The sequence below is a fragment of the Dactylosporangium sp. CA-092794 genome (assembly GCF_050948465.1).
Taxonomy (GTDB): domain Bacteria; phylum Actinomycetota; class Actinomycetes; order Mycobacteriales; family Micromonosporaceae; genus Dactylosporangium.
In genome coordinates, this window is record NZ_CP192044.1 from 10,700,056 (window position 1) to 10,718,762 (window position 18,707).

16 protein-coding genes are annotated in these 18,707 nt (G+C 72.5%); 9 read left to right on the forward strand and 7 right to left on the reverse strand.

The window, feature by feature from the left end; genetic code table 11:
- Positions 1–69: 69 nt before the first annotated feature.
- Positions 70–1,383 carry a TIGR04013 family B12-binding domain/radical SAM domain-containing protein gene (locus ACQPXD_RS46155; RefSeq protein WP_432829778.1) on the reverse strand — a complete coding sequence of 438 codons (1,314 nt, stop codon included), beginning with the start codon at positions 1,381–1,383 and terminating at the stop codon, positions 70–72.
- A 248-nt stretch (positions 1,384–1,631) separates the two neighbouring features.
- Between ACQPXD_RS46155 and ACQPXD_RS46160 the strand changes: the two genes are divergently transcribed.
- Positions 1,632–2,849, forward strand: coding sequence for an exonuclease domain-containing protein (locus ACQPXD_RS46160; RefSeq protein WP_432829780.1), 1,218 nt, complete (start codon positions 1,632–1,634; stop codon positions 2,847–2,849).
- A gap of 553 nt (positions 2,850–3,402) precedes the next feature.
- On the opposite strand, the gene ACQPXD_RS46165 is transcribed toward ACQPXD_RS46160, so the two are convergent.
- A complete protein-coding gene (locus tag ACQPXD_RS46165) occupies positions 3,403–5,076 on the reverse strand; it encodes a CocE/NonD family hydrolase (protein ID WP_432829782.1) in 1,674 nt (557 codons plus the stop codon).
- An 87-nt stretch (positions 5,077–5,163) separates the two neighbouring features.
- Here ACQPXD_RS46165 and ACQPXD_RS46170 point away from each other — a divergent pair, with 87 nt between their 5' ends.
- Positions 5,164–5,655, forward strand: a complete 492-nt coding sequence (locus tag ACQPXD_RS46170) for a GbsR/MarR family transcriptional regulator (RefSeq protein ID WP_432829784.1) — start codon at positions 5,164–5,166, stop codon at positions 5,653–5,655.
- Between the two features lie 53 nt (positions 5,656–5,708).
- Entirely contained in the window at positions 5,709–6,170 is a 462-nt protein-coding gene (locus ACQPXD_RS46175) for a VOC family protein (protein ID WP_432829786.1), read from the forward strand.
- 1 nt (position 6,171) lies between these two features.
- On the opposite strand, the gene ACQPXD_RS46180 is transcribed toward ACQPXD_RS46175, so the two are convergent.
- A complete protein-coding gene (locus tag ACQPXD_RS46180) occupies positions 6,172–6,558 on the reverse strand; it encodes a hypothetical protein (RefSeq protein WP_432829788.1) in 387 nt (128 codons plus the stop codon).
- Positions 6,559–6,570: 12 nt separating this feature from the next.
- Positions 6,571–7,467 carry a ParA family protein gene (locus ACQPXD_RS46185; protein WP_432829790.1) on the reverse strand — a complete coding sequence of 299 codons (897 nt, stop codon included), beginning with the start codon at positions 7,465–7,467 and terminating at the stop codon, positions 6,571–6,573.
- Positions 7,468–7,565: 98 nt separating this feature from the next.
- On the opposite strand from ACQPXD_RS46185, the gene ACQPXD_RS46190 reads away from it, so the two are divergent.
- Genes ACQPXD_RS46190 through ACQPXD_RS46200 form a run of 3 tightly spaced genes read left to right on the forward strand, consistent with a single transcriptional unit; the run spans position 7,566 to position 10,479 of the window.
- Entirely contained in the window at positions 7,566–8,495 is a 930-nt protein-coding gene (locus ACQPXD_RS46190) for a sulfotransferase family protein (protein ID WP_432829792.1), read from the forward strand.
- Positions 8,496–8,506: 11 nt separating this feature from the next.
- The gene (locus ACQPXD_RS46195; RefSeq protein ID WP_432829794.1) at positions 8,507–9,385 is read left to right on the forward strand and encodes a hypothetical protein; all 879 of its coding nucleotides are present in this window, start codon (positions 8,507–8,509) and stop codon (positions 9,383–9,385) included.
- Positions 9,382–10,479: a RuBisCO large subunit C-terminal-like domain-containing protein gene (locus ACQPXD_RS46200; RefSeq protein ID WP_432829796.1), complete on the forward strand. Its 1,098-nt coding sequence runs from the start codon at positions 9,382–9,384 to the stop codon at positions 10,477–10,479. The genes ACQPXD_RS46195 and ACQPXD_RS46200 overlap by 4 nt, the downstream gene beginning before the upstream one ends.
- Here the strand turns inward: ACQPXD_RS46200 and ACQPXD_RS46205 are convergent.
- Both ACQPXD_RS46205 and ACQPXD_RS46210 read right to left on the reverse strand, forming a co-directional pair.
- Positions 10,466–10,915, reverse strand: a complete 450-nt coding sequence (locus ACQPXD_RS46205) for a cupin domain-containing protein (RefSeq protein ID WP_432829798.1) — start codon at positions 10,913–10,915, stop codon at positions 10,466–10,468. The genes ACQPXD_RS46200 and ACQPXD_RS46205 overlap by 14 nt on opposite strands.
- Positions 10,916–10,953: 38 nt before the next feature.
- On the reverse strand, positions 10,954–11,640 hold the full coding sequence (locus ACQPXD_RS46210) for a DUF998 domain-containing protein (protein WP_432829800.1): 687 nt from the start codon (positions 11,638–11,640) through the stop codon (positions 10,954–10,956).
- A 140-nt stretch (positions 11,641–11,780) separates the two neighbouring features.
- Between ACQPXD_RS46210 and ACQPXD_RS46215 the strand changes: the two genes are divergently transcribed.
- Positions 11,781–15,023 (forward strand): AfsR/SARP family transcriptional regulator, encoded by a 3,243-nt coding sequence (locus ACQPXD_RS46215; protein ID WP_432829802.1) that lies wholly within the window; start codon positions 11,781–11,783, stop codon positions 15,021–15,023.
- Positions 15,024–15,027: 4 nt separating this feature from the next.
- Here ACQPXD_RS46215 and ACQPXD_RS46220 read toward each other — a convergent pair whose 3' ends face one another.
- Positions 15,028–15,672 carry a class I SAM-dependent methyltransferase gene (locus tag ACQPXD_RS46220; protein WP_432829804.1) on the reverse strand — a complete coding sequence of 215 codons (645 nt, stop codon included), beginning with the start codon at positions 15,670–15,672 and terminating at the stop codon, positions 15,028–15,030.
- Positions 15,673–15,723: 51 nt separating this feature from the next.
- Between ACQPXD_RS46220 and alsS the strand changes: the two genes are divergently transcribed.
- Entirely contained in the window at positions 15,724–17,394 is a 1,671-nt protein-coding gene (gene alsS / locus ACQPXD_RS46225) for an acetolactate synthase AlsS (RefSeq protein ID WP_432829806.1), read from the forward strand.
- On the forward strand, positions 17,391–18,134 hold the full coding sequence (budA, locus tag ACQPXD_RS46230) for an acetolactate decarboxylase (RefSeq protein ID WP_432829808.1): 744 nt from the start codon (positions 17,391–17,393) through the stop codon (positions 18,132–18,134). Before alsS ends, budA begins: the two co-directional genes overlap by 4 nt.
- Positions 18,135–18,707 lie beyond the last annotated feature (573 nt).

Below are 18,707 nucleotides of genomic sequence, written 5' to 3' on the forward strand. Positions count from 1 at the left end.
CTCTCCGCATGGTTGTTAGCCAGACCGTCGTCGCCAGTCGCCCTCTGCCGTAGCCATGCCCCTGTGCTCTTATCCCGAAGTTGGGCGGATCGGCAATAGCGTCTTGCTTCGTCCGGGCCGCGGGTAAGCCTCCGCGGCGGCGGCGAGCCGGGCTGCGTGTTCGCGTTGGCGCTGCCAGTGCCCGTACAGGGCACCCTGCCGGGACAGGCGGTCCACCGCTCGGATGGTCTCCGGGTCGACATCGCCGGGTGGGGCGTCGCGCCACGGGGTGCCGGGCAGCGGCATGAAGGTGTGGGCGTGGATGCGGGCGCCAAGCTCGGCCAGCTCGCGAGCGAGGCTGAGGGACGCGTCGACGTCGGCCTGGTCTTCGCCGGGCATGCCGAAGATCATGTCGACGTTAATCCGGAAACCCTCCTCGACGCCGAGGCGGACGGCCCGCTTGACCTCCTCGACGCCGTGGCCGCGCTTGGCCGCCTCGAGGACGCGGTCCGAGCCGGACTGGGCGCCGACGATGATGTTGTTGTTCGAGCAGTACTGCTTGACGAGCCTCAGGGCCTCCCGGCTGACGTGCTCAGGCCGGATCTCGCTGGGGAACGAGCCGAAGAAGACCCGGCCGTCCGGCCCGATGCCCTCCTTGCACGTGGCCAGCAGTTCCTCGACGGCCTCCAGGTTCGGCGACTCGTCCTGGCTGCCGTACGACAACGCGGTCGGCGTGATGAAGCGGACGTCCCGCAGCCCGCGCTCGCGCATCTGGTCGACGTGCCAGCGGACGTTCTCCACGCTCCGGTGCCGGAACCGGGCCGAGAACATGAAGGGGGTTTGGCAGAATCTGCACGAAAACGCACATCCCCGCGTGATTTCGAGGGCGTTGAACCGGTGCCAGCGCAGCGAGAACCCGCGGAACGTGTCGAGCGGCAGGCGCTCCGGCCGCCCCGTCTTGACCACCTTGCCGGCCGCGTCGCGGTACGCCAGGCCGGTCACACCGGTCGGGTCGCCGCCGGCGTCGACCAGGTTGAGTAGCGTCGTCTCACCTTCGCCGATGGCCGCGACATCCCAGCCGGCGTCAAGCGTCTGCACCGGTTCTGCGGTGGCGTGCACACCACCTGCGACGTGCAGCGCGCCGGGGGCCGCCGCTTTGATGGTCGCCAACTCGACGGCGAGCGCCTCAGCGTCGGGGGAATAGAACGACCACAACACCAGCACCCGCTTTGCACGGCTCAGCCCGGCCTCGATCTCGGTGATGGTCGCCTCGGGCGTCTCGGCGAAGACCACCTCGTACGAGGTACCGGTGTCGTGCTCTTCGAGCGCGCCGAGCAACACGTGGAAGCCGTAGGTGACGGCCTTGCGGTAGCGCAGCACCAGGACGAGGTCGGGGTTACTCACAACGACATCCTGCCAGGACAACAGTTGGCCGACGGTCCGACGTCGGCCGGGTCAAGCTGCCCGCCCGGCCACGAACACGCCATCCGCGCCGTCGACCGCCTGTCCCGGCAGGGCGCCCTATATGGCCACTGGCAGCGCCAACGCGAACTGCCGCTGCGCCCGACCTCGGAATGACTCATCCGGATTGATTCGGTGGAGGGGCCGTTCGGGCGTACCCGGGCGGAAACGTCGTCGCTACTGTGCGGCAGATGTACGCCGTTGTCGATGTCGAGACGACCGGGCTTCGGACCGGTTGGCACGACCGGGTGGTCGAAATCGCAATTGTGCACGTCGATGCGGCCGGGCGCATCGAATCGGAATGGTGCACGCTGGTGAATCCGGAGCGGGATCTCGGGCCGCAGCACATCCACGGCATCACGGCCGCGGAGGCGCGGCGGGCGCCGCGGTTCGAGCAATTGGCGGGCCTGGTGGCCGGGCGGCTGCGCGGACGGATTCCGGCGGCGCACAACTGGGCCTTCGACGGGCAGTTTCTCGCCGCGGAGTTCGAGCGGCTCGGCGTCAAGGCGCCGGTCCAATACGAGGCCGGGCTCTGCACGATGCGGCTCGCCGGCCAGTTCTTCCCGGCCACGTCGCGCGGTCTCGCCGATTGCTGTGCGGCCGCGGGCATTCGTCTGACGCACGCCCACTCGGCGCTGCACGACGCCCGGGCGGCGGCGCAGCTGCTCTCGCACTTCCTGCGGGTGGCCGGCCAGCCGCCGCCGTGGGCACACCGATTCGCCGTGGATTCGGCGGCTTGGCCAGTGCTGCCGCGAACCGAGGCCGTCCTCGTCAACCGCCGGGCCGACGGTCAGGTGGACGAGCACTTCCTGTCCCGGCTTGTCGACCAGCTGCCGAGGTCTCATCGGCCCGACGCCGACGCCTACCTCGACGTGCTCGACCGTGCCCTGCTCGATCGTCACGTCTCCGCGACGGAGGCCGACGCGCTGATCGCGGTGGCGGCTCAACTGGGACTGGGCCGAGCGGAGGTCGTCGAGCTGCACCAGCATTACCTGCAGGCGCTCGCCGCAGTCGCCGCGGCGGACGGCGTCGTGACCCCGGATGAGCAGCGCGACCTGGAGACCGTCGCGGCGCTGCTCGGTCTCGACGGCGGACGGGTCGACCAGATGCTCCGCATGGCCCGCCATGCGGCCAGCTTGGTGGGCGTCCGCGCCGCCGGGACGGCCCGTCGGTTCTGCCTGGACCCGGGCGACATCGTCGTCTTCACCGGCGACATGGGCGAGCCACGCGACGTGTGGACGGCGCGGGCCGGCGACGCGGGGCTGGTGGTCGGGGACAACGTCACCCGGAAGACCCGCCTCCTGGTGGCGGCCGACCCGGACACGATGTCGGGCAAGGCTCAGAAGGCCGCCAGGTACGGCATCCCGGTCGTACACCCGGCGGCATTCCTGCAAATGCTCACCGGCTGAGCCGGCGTGCCTGGGACAACAAGACGTCGGCATGGTCCCGGCCGGCCGGAATGCGCTCCAGTTCGCCTCGCGCGATCATGCCGTCCAGAGGCGAGCGCAGCAGGGGCAGGAGCCGAGACCTAGCTTGCACATCCTGCGTATTACCTTGCATCAGGTGCAAGGAGCGCGGTGACGGCGAGGAGGCGCGCACCGCTCGCGTATCTGATCAACACCGTCGGTGTTGCAGAGCGGGCCGAGGATACGGCGCTGGCTCGCGGTTCGCGGGTCCCCCGCCCGCGATGCACGGCGCAGCGGCCGGAAGTCTCCGTGATCATGCGCTACCCGGCATCGACACCAACGGTTTTTCATGATCACGGAGTGGCGATGTACCCCCGTGTACCGCAAGTCTCCGGGATCATGGCAAACCCGTGGTGCGGCCACGGCGGGCAGCATGATCACGGAGACATACGGTGCGGCGGGCGGCAACGGGCGGGGGCGGAGGCGCCACGCGCGGGCGACGCCTCCGCCATTCGGTCGGCGCGGGAGGTGCGCCAGCCGTCGAGGTCAAGATCAGCTAGGCGTTGTTCCGTGGGTGGGTGACCGGGACGATGAGCCTCGTGGTCGACAGGTCGATTGTTCGACGTGACGGCTGCATGCCGGTTGAGGTGGCTGGGTCGTCGGGTGTTCCCAGGTTGCGTTCCCAGCGGGGATGCGATCCGCCGGCGATGATCAGCCGGATTCGGTTGCCCGGCGCGAAGCAGTGGGCAACGCCGTCGAGTTCCAGGCGGACCACGCCCGGGGGTTGTGCAGGGTCGAGGCGGACGAAGCCGTCGCTGATGTTGCGGGAGTGGCCGTTCGCGTCGACTTCCGAGAGGCGGGCGAACAGGTCGGCGAAGGGGTTGTCGGAGGCGTGTCCTACCTCCACGACCGGGCGGCCGATGACCTCGAGCCGGGTGGTCAACGGGTCCGACGTGAATGCCAGCACGTCGGAACGCGTGGCGAGCGGGCTGTCGTCCGTGTAGCCGGCGGTGATGCCCGGGGAAATCTGTGAGACGAAGGCGCCGCCGTAGGTGGGGGTCGGGTTCGCCGGGTCGTAGGTGAAGGTGCCGGCTTCGCCCGGGTCGGCCGGTAGCGCGGCCAGGGTCTTGCCGGAGCGTGGATAGAAGATCTGCTCCGCCGACGCCGGTGGCCAGGTCGGCAGGTCGCGCCAGCCCTCGTCGGGGCCGCTGACGAAGACCTTGACCGGCGTGGGGCGGCGCCCGGCGCTTGAGCCGGCCAGGTGCTGGTCGAACCAGGCCAGGGCTTCGGGCAGCAGGACGCGGGTGCCGACGGCGCCGCCCTGAGCGTGGGTCCATGGGCCGACGGTGAGTCCGGCCTCGACGCCGCGGTCGGCCAGCCGCGTGTAGCTGGCCAGGATCGGGCGGAGAAAGCCGTCCTGCCAGCCGCCCTGCAGCAGCACGGGGACGCGCACCCGTTCCAGCGCGTCGGTCAGATCGGCGCCCTTCCACCATGGGTCGCCCAGGTCCCGCCGGGTGACCCATTCGTGGTACCAGGGTGCCTTCCCGTCCATCAGCTGCTCGGCGGCGCCGGTCAGCGGCAGGGACGCCATGGCATTGCGGACCCGGGCCCGGGAAGACAGAACCCCGGCGATGCGAGGCAGGAGGGACTCCTCCTGCTTGGTCGTGACGAAGGACCATTCGACCATCGTGCTGAGCAGGAACGCCCCGCCGGTGTAGACAGACGTGCCCCAGTTGTACGGCGAGCACGCGATGACCGCGGTCACCAGCTCCGGAGGCGGATCCATCAGCAACGCCCACTGGGTGAAGCCGCAATACGAGTAGCCGTACGTGGCGAAGCGCCCGTCGAACCACGGCTGCTCACGCATCCAGGCGACGATGTCGGCCGCGTCGTCGGCCTCGCCCATGAACGGTTCGAAGGTTCCCCCCGACCCGAACGTCCCGCGGCACCGGACCAGCACGACCCGATAACCATGGCAGAAGAACACCCCTCCCGTCATCGCCGTGCCGATCAAGTTGTAGCCGTACGGCGACGTCACGAGAATCGTTCCCGACACCGGTCCCTTCGGCTCGTAGACATCGGCGAGCAGCTCGACGCCGTCCCGCATCGGGATCCGCACGTCTCGGGTCGCGGTGTAGCTGTTCGTCGGAGCAGGGAGCCGAACGTACTTCGACCACTGCTGGTCGGCGAGCCGTTGCCAGAACGTCCGATCTTTAGCTCGCTGGTTCATCGCTCCTCCAGGCGGGATGAACTTTCAGTGATTACTGAAAGTTCATGCTACAGGAGTAGGCTCGTAGGGACAGCCGAGGGGAGCTCCGTGCGCGCAGACGAGATCGATGAGATCGGCAGCTTCGTCGAACGGTTCGCCTCCACGCTCGCTGATGCCGGCTTTCCACGGCTCGCCGCCCGGGTGTTCGCGACCCTCCTGGTCAGCGAGACCGGGCGCATGACCGCGGCCGAGCTCGCGGAGCGGTTGCACGCCAGCACCGGCGGGGTCTCGGGCGCCGTCCGCTATCTGGTCCAGGTCCGGCTCATCCGCACCGAGCGGGATCCCGGAACCCGCCGGCACGCCTACGTCGTCGACGGTTCCTGGTATGAGGCCACCGTCACCGCGAACCCGTTCCTCGAACGGGGCGAGGCCGACCTCCGCGAGGGCATCGCCATCCTCGGCGACTCACCGGCGGCCGACCGGCTGCACGAGACGCTCGAGCTCATCCACTTCCTCAGGGACGAGACCCGCGCGATGATGCGCCGCTGGCACGAGCGCAAGGCGGAGCTGCGAGCTCGGCAAACGGCGCATCAGGCCTGACGAGCGGCGAGTTGCGGACCGGAACTGTCCGCCTGGCGTGACAGGGTGGCCCTATGAGTCGTCACTTCCAGGTCACGTTCGACGCCCACGACCCGCGGGCGCTGTCCTCCTTCTGGCGCGACGCGCTGGGCTACGTCCATCCGGGGCCGCCGGGCGTCGACGTGCCCGCGGGCGCCGATCCGCTCGCCGCGTGGGACGACTTCCTCGCGCGGGTCGGCGTGCCGCCGGAGCAGCGCAACACCCGATCGGCGATCGAGGACCCGGACGGGCCCGGGCCGCGGCTCTTCTTCCAGCGGGTACCGGAGGACAAGGTCGCCAAGAACCGCGTGCACCTCGACGTCCGGGCGGCGCCCGGACTGCAGGGCGAGGAACGCATGGCGGCGCTGGAGGCGGAGTGCGACCGGCTGGTCGGGCTGGGGGCGAAGCGAATCCGCCGCCACGAGCCCGCGCCCCCGATGAGCGCCGGCTTCATCGTGATGGCCGACCCCGAGGGCAACGAGTTCTGCCTCGACTGACCTACCGGCTCAGCGCCAGGCTGTCCAGCCGGCGGCCGACGAAAGCCTCGACGATGGCCGTGACGGCCGCGGTCTTCGTCGCCCTCCCCGGCACGGCCACGCCGAGCGCCTTGGCCAGCTCCCTCAGCTGCGGCAAGGTCAGGCGCAGGTCGTTGAGGTACTGCTCGGCGGCCGGCCGGGTGCCGAGCTGCCGCAGCGTGTCCTGGATCTCGTCCACCGGACGGGAGAGCGCGGCCGGAGCGGCCTTCGCCGGACGGCCGCCCTTGGGGACCAGCTCCAGCTTCGCGGCGCCGGAGGCGAGGTCGGCGAGCTGGTCGGCCGGGAGGGCCTTCACGAACGCGGCCACGCGCTGGAGCACCTCGTAGGCAAGGTCGGCCGGGTCGGACATCGGCAGGTCTCCTCAGATTCGGGTACGCGCCAGGAACTCGCTCGTCAGCTGCTGCAGCTCGTATCGTAGGGTCTCGACCGCGGGACTGCCCGGGGGTGCCAGCACGGCGGGGATCGCGCGCTGGCCGGCCTCGGTGATCGCCGACTTGTTGTCGCGGATCGTCTGGCGGAACACCGGCATCTCGATCTCGCTCGTCGTCTCGACCGAGGTGCGCTGGGTCAGCAGGGGCCCGGTCGAGGTGTACTGCACCATCGTGTAGACGACGCCGATGATCTCCGGGTTGATCGGCTGCTCCGCGACCGAGTTGTATTCGTCCACCAGGGTCGACAGGCGCGTGCGCAGCAGGTCGATGCCGAGCGTGGACAGGTAGTCGGGGCGGGCCGGGACGATCACGTGGTCGCTCGCGACCAGGGCGGTGCGGGTCACCAGGTTGAAGTTCGGGGCGCAGTCGATGAGCACCGCGTCGTAGCCGTTGAAGACCTGGTCTGTGAGGGCCTCGGCGAGCAGGCGATACACCCGCAGGTAGCGCGGGCTGTTGCGCTGGAAGCGCGAACCGCCGAGACCCGCGGCCAGGTCCAGGTCGACGTCGACCAGGCCCAGTTGGGAGGCGATCAGGTGGAGCTGGCCGCCGAGCGGCTGGACGATCCCGTTCACCGCGAGCGGGGCCAGGACGTACTTCCCCAGCGGCTCCGGCGCGTCGGCGGCGACGAAGGCCTCGAACCAGGAGCGGATCGTCGGCTGCTCGGTGAAGTCGGCCGGGCGGTAGAACGAGTACGTCAGGCTCGCCTGCGGGTCCAGGTCGATGAGCAGCACCTTGCGGCCGCGGGCGGCCAGGTCGGCGCCGAGGTTCGCGGTCACGGTGGTCTTGCCGACGCCGCCCTTGTAGTTGATCACGGAGACGACGCTCATGCGCAGCAGCATGCCATTCGGTGCCACCGTTTGTCGCGAGGCCGTACCCCCACTAGGGTGAATTTCCCATCGTGTCGATAGGGAAGGGGTACTCCGGGATGCTGCCCGACTTCCTGGTCGCCGGCGTGCCGAAGGCCGGCACGTCGGCGTTGCACGCCGCGCTGGTGCGCCATCCGCAGCTCTTCCTGCCCACGGTGAAGGAGCCGAAGTTCTTCCTCACCGACGGGCCGCCGCCGCGCGTCGGCGGGCCGGGCGACCGGCAGACCTACCAGGAGCACGTGTGGCGGCGGGAGGACTACGAGGCGCTGTTCGCGCCGGCCCCGCCCGGCGCGCTGCTCGGCGAGGCGACCCCGTTCTACCTGCACGACCTGGCCGCGCACGCGCGGATCGCGAAGCTGATCCCGCAGGTCAAACTGATCCTGCTGCTGCGCGACCCGGTCGACCGGGCCCACTCCAACTGGTCCCACCTGTGGGGCGCGGGCCTGGAGTCCGAGGCGGATTTCCTGCGCGCGGTCGAGCTGGAGCCGGTGCGCAAGGCCAAGGGCTGGGCGGCGTTCTGGCATTACACCGATCTTGGGCGGTACGGCAGCCAGCTGCGCCACCTGCTGGAGTACTTCCCGCGCGAGCGGATCCTGCTGCTGCGCTATCGCGATCTGCGCGACGATCCCCGGGGTACCGTCGACCGGGTTTGCGGGTTTTTAGGGGTTTCCACCGGGCACGTCGGCGAGATCCCGCCGGAGAACGTGCGGCACTATGTGGCCGACACGCCGGTGAACGCGGTGCTGCGGCTGCTGCTGCGCTCCGGTGGCAGGATCGGGCATCGGTTCCCCGTCCCGGCGCGCCGGGTCTTCAGCCGCCCGCTGCTGGCGCTGCTGCACCGCGAGCCCGGGCGGCGACCGAGAGTCACCCCGGAACAGCGGGCCGCGCTGCTGCCCCGGTTCGTCGAGGAGATCGAGCTGTTGCAGGAGCTTTCCGGGGAGTCGTACTCCGACTGGCTGAGCCTGCACCACGCGAGCAACTACCAATAGGAGGAAACGCGTTGCTGACGCTGCCGCGCTGGGATGACGCCCGCGTCGTCGTCGAACCGCCCGCCACCGGCCCCGGCACCTGGGCCGGCGCCCCGAGCGCGCTGCGCGCCGGCGACGAGGTCTACCTGGCGTACCGCCTCCGCAGACCGATCGGCGAGGGCCGCGGCTATGCCAACGTGGTGGCGCGCTCCCGCGACGGCGTCTCGTTCACCCCGGTCACCGAGGTCGGCAAGGAGCGCTTCGGCGGCGCCTCGCTGGAGCGTCCCGCGCTCGCCGTCACCCCGGACGGCCGCTGGCGGCTGTACGTCAGCGTCGCCACCCCCGGCACCAAGCACTGGCGGGTCGACGTGCTGGAGGCCGACGAGCCGGAGAAGCTCGGCGCCGCCCCGGCCCTGACCGTCCTGCCCGGCGACGCGACGGTGGGCGTCAAGGACCCGGTGCTGCACTTCGACGGCCGCGGCTGGCACCTGTGGGCCTCGGTGCATCCGCTCGAGTCCGCCGAGCACGCCGACCGGATGAGCACGTGGTACGCCACCAGTCCCGACGGCCTCGACTGGACCTGGCGCGGCGTGGCCCTGGCGCCGACCCCCGGCACCTGGGACGCCCGCGGGGTGCGGGTCAGCGCCGTCTTCCCGGCCGGCGACGGCCTGGTCGCCACCTACGACGGCCGCGCCACGGCGGAGGAGAACTGGGAGGAGCGCACCGGCACGGCCCGCGCCGAACTGCTCCCCGACGGCACGTTCGGCCCCTTCACCGCCTCCGCCGCCCCGCCGGCCCAGTCGCCGCACGCCCCGCACGGGCTGCGCTACCTGACGGCGGTGCCGGGCCGCATCTACTACGAGGCCACCCGCCCCGACGGCGCCCACGAGCTGCGCACGGAGCAGGCATGAGCGAGGTCATCACCGCGGTGTACGAGATCACCGCGGACGACCCGGCCGCCCGCGCGGCGCTGGTCGCGGTCGAGCAGAGCCACGAGCTGCCCACCGAGCTCGCCCCGGACAACGCCGTCCGCGACTCGCTGGCCCGCGTCCGCACCGTCGAGGCGCGGCCGGGCCGGCCGGCGCTGGTCACCGTGGACTACCCGGCCGACCTGGCCGGGGCCGAGCTCGGCCAGCTGCTGGTGCTGCTGCTCGGCAATGTCTCGCTCCAAGATGGGGTACGCCTGGTCGACCTCGAACTGCCGGCCGACCTCGCCGCGGCGCTGCCCGGCCCGCGGCTCGGCGTGGCCGGCGTCCGGGCGCTGGTCGGCGAGCCCGAGCGCGCCCTGCTCGCCACCGCCCTCAAGCCGGTGGGCATGACGATCGAGCAATTCGCCGCCCTCGCCTACGACCTCGCGGCCGGCGGCCTGCACGTGCTCAAGGAGGACCAGGGCGTGGCCGACCAGCGCTGGGCGCCGTTCGCCGAGCGGGTGCCGAGGATCGCCGAGGCGGTACGCCGGGCGAACGAGGACACCGGCGGCCGCGGCGTCTACCTGCCGGCCGTCAACGGCGCCGCCGCCCGCTTCGACGAGCAGGTCCGCTTCGCCCGCGACCACGGCGCGCACGGCGTCCTGGTGATGCCCGGCATCGCGGGCTTCGCCGCCCTGGCCCGCGCCGCCGAGTGCTTCCCCGGCGGCGTCGTGCTCGCCCACCCCTCGTTCCTGGGCGGCTTCACCGCTTCGGCGAGCCACGGCATCGCTCCCGACGTGCTCTTCGGCACTCTGCTGCGGCTGGCCGGCGCGGACGTGTCGGTCTTCCCGAGCTGGGGCGGCCGGTTCAGCCTCTCCCGCGACCAGTGCCTGGCCATCGCCGAGGCGGCCCGCCGCCCGCTGCACGCCCTGCCGCCGATGCTGCCGGCGCCCGGCGGCGGCATGTCGATCGACCGCGCCCCCGAGCTCCTGGCCGCCTACGGCCCCGACACCGTGTTCCTCATCGGCGCCGACCTGCAGCGCGGCGGCAACCCCCGGCGCGCCGCCGAACGCCTGCTCGCGGTCACACGCGGATGAACGCCGCGATCGCCGGATCGCGGCGCAGCTCCCCGAGGTCCTCCTCGGTGGGCAGCACCGGCCGGTCCCGCTCGACGGTGACCGCGCACAGGAACCCGAGCGGCTCGTCGTCGGCCGCCCGGAACTGGTGCCACCCCCAGCTCGGCACGAACACCACGTCGTGCAGCGCCAGCGGCACGATCCGGTCCACGACCAGCGCGCTGCCCCGCCCCCGGATGGGCACGACCACGTGCGTGTGCTCGTGGTGCTCGAGCGTCGTGTGCCCGCCGGGCCCGACCTCGAAGTACCGCAGCGATGTGCCCTGCCCGTGCTCGGCGTCGCTCAGCACCTGCCGGGTGACCGACCGGAACGTGCCGTCACTCTCCTTGTAGGCGAGCACCTCACCGCCCTCCCACACGAACGGCTCACGCTGCCCGCGATGCATCGGCACGCTCACGACCGGCTCCTCACGCAGTCTCGGGATCGGGTCCACGTCTATTGTGTTGGAACTTCGCGCTTCCGCAGTGCGGCTCCCAGAACGATGAAGCCGATCAGGAACGGGTAGATGACGCCGCGTTCGAAGAAGCCGATGAGGACGCCGGCGGCCGACCCGAGAACGGCCATGAAGGCCACCAGCGAGACGAAGCCGAGGATCCCGAGCACCACCAGGGCCCTGCCCAGCCCGCGGGAGACGCCGAGGAGCCGGTGCGCCCGGCCGATGAGGATCGCGAGCACGTTGCCGCCGATGAACGCCGTGAAAGCGCCCAGCCCGTGGTAGGCGGCCGTGCCGTTGTCGAACGCTTCGCCGGAGCCCGGGAACAGCGCCACCAGGATGCTGCCGACCGCCAGCAGCGCGGCCGTCGTGACCAGCGCCCAGCGACGTCCCCTCGGCAGTCCCCGCAGCATGAGAACGCCGGCCAGCACGGCGAGCCCGAACAGGAAGAATCCGGTGTTCATCACCCATGCGAGCGGCGAGTACATGAACTGCTCGAACGCGGTTGAGGGGCCGTGCACCCCGAGATCGCTGATGAAGTGGTACGTGTAGCTGTAGGGCGGATCCGTCCACGCCGCCGCGGCGATGAACTCGGCGACGAAGTAGACGACCCCGCTGGCGATGAGCGCCGCCCCGGCCGCGCGGCGCTGCGGGACCGAGGACCGTTCAAGCGGCTTGATGTCGTTCAAGGTCTCCTCCTGTGCTTCGAATCGTCTGGGGGGGGTTCGGCAGGCAAAGACTGCGGCGGGTCGCTGGCACGCGGCAGACACGGCGCTGACACGGCCGCCCTGATGTGGGGGCTCGTGGCTGAGCGCGCGAAAATCGGGGAATGGATGGGCGTGCACGGCTTCGCGTCACGCTGCTCGGCGCGTTGCGGGTGGCTCGCGGTGACGCCGTCCTGCCCGTTGCGGGCGCGCGGTTGCAGGGCCTGCTCGTCCGGCTGGCGCTGGCCGGTGGCCGCGCGGTCGAGCCGGGCGTGCTGGTCGAGGCGATCTGGGCGGAGGAGCCGCCGGCCGGCCCCGCCTCCGCCCTGCACGCCCTCGTCTCCCGGCTGCGCCGCGCCCTCGGCCCGGCCGGCCCGGTGCCTGACGTGGTCGCGCAGGTCGCGGGCGGCTACCGGCTGGCGGTGGACGCGGCCGACGTGGACGCGCTGCGCTTCGAGCGGCTCGCCGCCGCCGGCCGGGAGCGGCTGCGGGCGGGTGACCCGGCGGCCGCGGGCGCCGCGCTCGCCGAGGCCGTGGCGCTGTGGGGTGATCATCCCGGCGCCGAGCCCGCGGTCATCGCCGCGGTCGCGCCCACGGTCGCGACCCGGTTGGCGCAGGTGTCGATCGACGCGGTCGCCGACCTCGCCGACGCCGAGTTGTCGCTCGGGCGGCCCGACGCGGCCGCGGCCCGGCTGACCGGGTTGCTGGCCGGGTTGCCGGGCGGGCAGACGGTCCACGAGCGCGCGGCCGCGCTGCTGATGGACGCGCTCGCCGCGCAGGGGCATCAGGCCGAGGCGCTGGCCGTCTACGAGCGGGTCCGCGAGACCCTGGCCGACGTCCTCGGCGCCGACCCGGGCACCGCCCTGCGGGAACGCCACCTGCGCCTGCTGCGCCCCGACCCGCCCGTCCTGGCGCCGGACGCCTCGGCCGGAGGCGCCCGGACCAACCTGCCCGCGCCGCTGACCAGCTTCATCGGCCGCGACGACGAGCTGGCCCGGATCGGCACCCTGCTCACCGCCGGACGCCTGGTCACCGTCCTCGGCCCCGGCGGCGCCGGGAAGACCCGGCTCGCGCTGGAGGCCGCCCGCCGCCACCGCGACGAATACCGCGACGGCGCCTGGCTCATCGACCTCGCGTCCGTCACCGAGCCGGCGAAGATCGCCACGGCCGTGCTCGCCGGGATCGGGCTGCGCGGCCGCGCGATGCTCGACGCCCGCAAGCGGGTCGAGGGCGACGAGCTGGACGTCCTCGTCGGCGAGCTCGGCGGCCGGGAGAGCCTGCTGCTGGTCGACAACTGCGAGCACCTGATCGACGCCGTGGCCCACCTGGTCGCGGCGCTGCTGCCCCGCTGCCCCGGGCTGCGCGTGCTCGCCACCAGCCGCGAACCCCTCGCGGTCGACGGCGAGGCGCTCGTGCCGCTGGCCCCGCTCGCGCTGCCCGGCCCGGACGACGGCGTCGAACAGGCCCGAAGGGCGGCCTCGGTGCGGCTGTTCACCGAGCGGGCCGCCGCCGTGCGACCCGGTTTCGACGTCGATGGGACCACGCTGCCCGACATCGTGCGCGTGGTGCGCGGCCTGGACGGCATGCCGCTGGCCCTGGAGCTGGCCGCCGCCCGGCTGCGGACCCTGTCACTGCCCGACCTGGCCGACGGGCTCTCCGACCGGTTCCGGCTGCTCACCACCGGCAGCCGCACCGCACCGCCCCGGCATCGCACCCTGAGCGCGGTCATCGCCTGGAGCTGGGAGCTGCTCAACGAGCACGAACGCACCGTCGCGGAACGGATCTCCATCCTCCCCGGCGGCGTCACCCCCGCCTCGGCCGCGGCCGTCTGCGCCGGCACCGCCGTGCCCGCCGCCGAGGTCCCCGAGCTGCTCGCCGCCCTCGTCGACCGGTCGCTGCTGCAGCTCGCGGCCGGCACCGGCCGCTACCGCATGCTCGAAACCATCCGTGAGTACGGCACCGACCGCCTGACCGGCACCGGCGACCTCGGCACGGCCCGCGACCTGGCCGCGGCCCACTTCACCGAGCTGATGGCCCGCCACGACCCCCGGCTGCGCGGGCCCGGCCAGCTGTCCGCGATGAAGGTCATCGGCGCCGAGTACGACAACACGCTCGCCGCCCTGCGCCACCGGTGCGCCACCCACGACTCCCCCGGCGCGATCGCGCTCGCCCTGAGCCTGACCTGGTACTGGCAGATGTCCGGCCGCCAGCCCGACGGTGCCTACTGGCTGGGCGAGGCCCTGGCGGTGCCCGGCGGCGGGCCGACGCCCGAGCGCGACTGCGCCCGCGCCGTCTACCTGCTCAACCGGGCGGACATCCGGTCGGGGATCACCGCCGGGGAAGCCGCGGACGACCGGGCGGAGATGCGCGAGCTGGCCGGCCGGCTGCTCGATCATCCGGAGCTGCCGAGCCACTACCGCGTGTTCGGCCCGGTCCTGCTCTTCCTGCTGGAGCCCGACGCCGCGCTCACGACCTTCCGGCGGCTGGCCGACGGCGACGACGTGTGGCTGTCCGGGCTGGCCCACATGTTCCAGGCCGAGATCGCCGAGAACGCCGGCGCCCTCGACCGGATGCGGGTCCACGTGGAGGCGTCCCTGGCCCGCTTCCGGCAGGCCGGGGACCGCTGGGGCCAGGCCGCCACGCTGCCGATGCGTGCCCAGCTGCGGCGGTACGACGACCTCGACGGCGCGCTGGCCGACCTGCGCGAGGCCCGGGCGCTGGCCGGCGAGTTCGGCGCGCTCAGCCTCGGCGACCAGCTCTACAGCGACCTGCGCTGGATCGACGTGTACCTGCGGCGCGGCGACACCGAGCGGGCGGCGGCGATGATCGACTCCGCCCGGGAGCGGGCGCTGCACGCGTCCGCGGCGGACATGCTGGTCCTGATCGACGCGCGGGAGGCCGGCTTCCGGGTGCGGGCCGGCGACCTGGACCGGGCGGCCGGCCTGCTCGACGACGCCGAACGGGGCCTGCTCGGCGACACCGCGTTCCCCGCGGACCAGGCCCGGACGCTGGTCGGCAGCGCACGGGCCGCGCTCTGCCTGGCGCTGGGCGACCTGCCCGGCGCGGACAAGGCGCTGCGGGAGGCGTACTCGGCCGCGCTGGCCACCCGGGAACTGCCGATCCTGTCCCTGGTGACGGTGCACGCGGCCGCGCTCGCCGAGCGACGCGGACGGCAGCACGAGTCGGCCGTGCTGCTCGGGGCCGCCGCCCGGCTGCGGGGCGCGCACGACCGCACCGATCCGCAGGTGCGCGAGCTCACCCGCCGGGGTCAGGCCGCGCTGGGCCCCGAGGAGTTCGCCGCGGCGTACGCGGAAGGCTGGGAGCTGGACCCGGAGACGGCCGTGACCGCGGCCACCGTCGAGTGGTAGCCGATCAGCCGGGGCGGGCCTCGCCGTGGATCCAGTCCTCGCCGTCGCGGTGGATGGCGCAGGTCCAGCCCAGGCGCTGCAGTCGCGACCGCAGCTCGGCCGGGTCGACGAAGTTCTTGACCACGCGGAACGTGGTGCCGTCGCGCAAGGTGCGTTCGACGACGTCGTCGCGGCCCGCCAGGTACGACTCCTTGGCGCGGACGTCGACGTGCTCGTCGAGGAACAGCACCCGGCCGTGCTCGCTCAGGCGGTCGCGCAGCGCGTGCCAGAACTCGGCGAAGCGGCTCGCCGGCACGTGGGAGAGCCAGGCGGAGAAGAAGATCACGTCGAAGCGGGCGGCCGGGAGGCCGGTGAAGGCGTCGGCGACCTCGAACGTGACGTTTGCCGCGGGTACCCGATGGCGGGCAATGGCTATCGTCTCGGGAGCCGCGTCGGTCGCCGTCAGCGTGTCGGCGAACGGGGCGAGGGCCTCCGTCCACAGGCCGGTGCCGCAGGCGATCTCCAGGACGCGGCCGGTCGGGTGCATCCGCGCGACCAGGCGGGCGATGCGGGCCCGGGCGGCCGTGACGTCGCCGTACGCCGTCTCGTCGTACTCGGCGGCGCGGCGGCGGTAGTAGTCGAGTTGGCCCGCCAGCAGCTCGTCGGTCATCCCACGATCATCACACGGCATAGAGGCACCGCCACGGGGTAGCTGCGCGCCATGACGGCGCAGTTGGAGCGCAGCGCGCAGCGGGTGGTCGAGGTCGTCGGGGCCGAGGGTGTGCCGTACATCTTCGGGGTGCCCGGCGCCAAGATCGACGCGGTGTACGACGCCCTGCTCGACGAGGGCCCGCGGCTGGTGGTCTGCCGCCACGAGCAGAACGCCGCGTTCATGGCCGCCGCGGTCGGGCGGCTGACCGGGATCCCCGGCGTCGTGCTGGTGACCTCGGGGCCGGGCACCGCCAACCTCGCGACCGGCCTGCTGACCGCCACGACGGAGCAGGACCCGGTGGTCGCTCTATGTGGCGCGGTACCGCGGGAAGACCGGCTGAAGCGCACGCACCAGTCGATGGACGCCACCGCACTGCTGCGCGGCGTCACCAAGGCGAGCGGCGAGGTCAGCGACCCGGCCAACGCGCAGGAGGCGGTCGCGGCGGCCTTCCGCACCGCGATGACCGAGCCGCGCGGCGCGGCCGCCGTCGTGCTGCCGACCGACGTGCTCGCCGCGCCGGCCGTCGCCGCGTTCACCCGCGTGCCGCCCGTGACACGGCTCGGCCCGGCGCCGGCCGACGGCATCCGCGCGGCGGTGGAGGCCATCCGCGCGGCCCAGCGCCCGGCGCTGCTGGTCGGGGTCCGCGGCGCGGGCGAGCAGGCCTGCGCCGCGCTGCGCGGGCTGCTCGCCGGCACCGAACTGCCGGTGGTCGAGACGTTCCAGGGCGCCGGGGTCGTCTCCCGGGCGCTGGAGGAGCACTACGTGGGCCGGGTCGGGCTGTTTCGCAACCAGCCCGGCGACACCGTGCTGGCCGGCGCCGACCTGGTCCTGACCGTCGGGTACGACCCGGTCGAATACGACCCGGCGCTGTGGAACGGCGGCGGGTCGCGCCGGATCGTGCACGTCGACGCGATCCCGGCCACCCTCGACCGGCACTACCAGCCCGCGCTCGAGCTGCGCGGCGACGTGGCCGCGACCCTCGCCGCGCTGGCCGGCCCGCTGTCGGGCCTGCGCCTGGCCGAGCCCTTCCGGTCCGAGATCGACCGGCAGCGGCGCCGGCTGCGGGAGCTCGACGAGCGGGCGATGAGCACCCCGCACACGGCGGCCGGCCTCAACCCGGCGGTCGTGGTGCTCACGCTGCGGGAGCTGCTCACCGACGACGCCACCGTCGCCTGCGACGTCGGCTCGATGTACATCTACATGGCCCGGCACTTCCGCACCTACGAGCCGCGCCATCTGCTCTTCTCCGACGGCCAGCAGACCCTCGGGGTGGGCCTGCCGTGGGCGATGGCCGCCTGCCTGGTCCGCCCGGGCCGCCCGGTGGTGTCCGTCTCCGGCGACGGCGGTTTCCTCTACTCCGCGCAGGAGCTGGAGACCGCGACCCGGCTGGGCCTGACCTTCACGCACGTCATCCTGCGCGACAACAGTTACGACATGGTCGGCTTCCAGGAGCTGCTGAAGTACGGCCGGAAGTCCGGCGTGGAGCTCGGCGACTACGACATCGTCAAGTACGCCGAGGCATTCGGCGCCCACGGTTACCGGGTGTCGACGGAGGAGGAGTACGTCGCCGCGCTGCGCCAGGCGCTCGCCGAGCCGGGCCCGTCCGTCGTGGACGTGCCGGTCGACTACAGCCACAACGTCGACCTGGCCGCCCAGCTGCACCAGGACGCGTTCGTATGACCGACCCGGCGGCGGAGCGGATCGGCCGGTTCGCCCGCGAGGTCTACCAGTCCTCGACGATGGGCGCGCTGCTCGGCGGCGTCTACGACGGCATCGTGACGATCGACGAGCTGCTGCGGCACGGCGACTTCGGCCTCGGCACCTTCAACCGCCTGGACGGCGAGATGGTCATCCTCGACGGCATCTGCCACCACCTGCGCGCCGACGGCAGCGCGGCCATCGCCGACGGCGACGACCGGACACCGTTCGCGGCGGTGACCCGCTTCCGCCCCGACCTCGCCTTCGCGGCCCCGGCCCGCGCCGACCGAGCCGCCCTTACCGGCGCCATCGACGCGCGGCTGCCCACCGAGAACCTGATCTACGCGATCCGGGTCGACGGGGTGTTCGACGCCGTGCACACGCGGACGGTGGCGGCGCAGACTCCGCCGTACCCCCCGCTGGTCGAAGCGACCAGGCGACAGGCGGAGGCGACCCTGACCGGCGTCGCGGGCACGCTTGCCGGGTTCCGGATGCCGCGGTACGAGCAGGGCATCTCGGTCGCCGGCTACCACCTGCACTTCCTCGCCGCCGACCGCAGGCACGGCGGCCACGCCCTGGACTTCCGCCTGTCCCACGGCGACGTCCAGGTCAGCGAGTCGACCGACCTGCACCTGAGCCTGCAGGCCTCGCCGGAGTTCCTGCGGGCCGACCTCTCCCCCGCCGGCATGGCCGAACAAATCCGCACCGCCGAAGGCTCCTGACCGCACGGCAACCAGCACCACCGAGCGCCGAGCGCCGAGCGCCGAGCGCCGAACGCCGAACGCCGAACGCCGAACGCCGAACGCCGAGCGCCGAACGGCGCGCGGCGCGCGGCGCGCGGCGGACCGATTTGCACGAAAAATCCAGCCGCTTCGCGACCGGATTTTTCGGATTTATACCCTGACGGCGTAAATAACCGAAGCCACGTTGCCAACCCTGCCACCGCGTCCAGCGGACCCAGCGAACCGAGCAGCTCGGACCGACCGAAAGTCTCCGTGATCATGCAGTGCGCGCTGCGGTATGGCCGGTTTGCCATGATCACGGAGACTTATGGTACCTATGGGTACATTCTTACTCCGCGATCATGGAAAAGGCTTGGTGTGCACGGCGGATCGAGCATGATCGCGGAGACTTCTTGTCGCGAAGAGGTCGGAAGCGGCGCGGGTCGGCTTAGAATCCGGCGTATCGGATTTATGCCCCGTCAGGCGAAAAATCCGATAAGTCGTGGCGCGGAGCGCCCGACTTATCGGAGCGCGGCGGGCGGGGCGGGGCTCCCGCGTGCCGCGGGCTGGGCT

Bases quoted from the DNA above. Each gene is read 5' to 3' on its own strand.
- ACQPXD_RS46160 (WP_432829780.1), top strand. From the start codon at position 1,632: ATGTACGCCGTTGTCGATGTCGAGACGACCGGGCTTCGGACCGGTTGG.
- ACQPXD_RS46165 (WP_432829782.1), bottom strand. From the start codon at position 5,076: ATGAACCAGCGAGCTAAAGATCGGACGTTCTGGCAACGGCTCGCCGAC.
- ACQPXD_RS46175 (WP_432829786.1), top strand. From the start codon at position 5,709: ATGAGTCGTCACTTCCAGGTCACGTTCGACGCCCACGACCCGCGGGCG.
- ACQPXD_RS46180 (WP_432829788.1), bottom strand. From the start codon at position 6,558: ATGTCCGACCCGGCCGACCTTGCCTACGAGGTGCTCCAGCGCGTGGCC.
- ACQPXD_RS46185 (WP_432829790.1), bottom strand. From the start codon at position 7,467: ATGAGCGTCGTCTCCGTGATCAACTACAAGGGCGGCGTCGGCAAGACC.
- ACQPXD_RS46190 (WP_432829792.1), top strand. From the start codon at position 7,566: ATGCTGCCCGACTTCCTGGTCGCCGGCGTGCCGAAGGCCGGCACGTCG.
- ACQPXD_RS46200 (WP_432829796.1), top strand. From the start codon at position 9,382: ATGAGCGAGGTCATCACCGCGGTGTACGAGATCACCGCGGACGACCCG.
- ACQPXD_RS46215 (WP_432829802.1), top strand. From the start codon at position 11,781: ATGGATGGGCGTGCACGGCTTCGCGTCACGCTGCTCGGCGCGTTGCGG.
- ACQPXD_RS46220 (WP_432829804.1), bottom strand. From the start codon at position 15,672: ATGACCGACGAGCTGCTGGCGGGCCAACTCGACTACTACCGCCGCCGC.
- alsS (WP_432829806.1), top strand. From the start codon at position 15,724: ATGACGGCGCAGTTGGAGCGCAGCGCGCAGCGGGTGGTCGAGGTCGTC.
- budA (WP_432829808.1), top strand. From the start codon at position 17,391: ATGACCGACCCGGCGGCGGAGCGGATCGGCCGGTTCGCCCGCGAGGTC.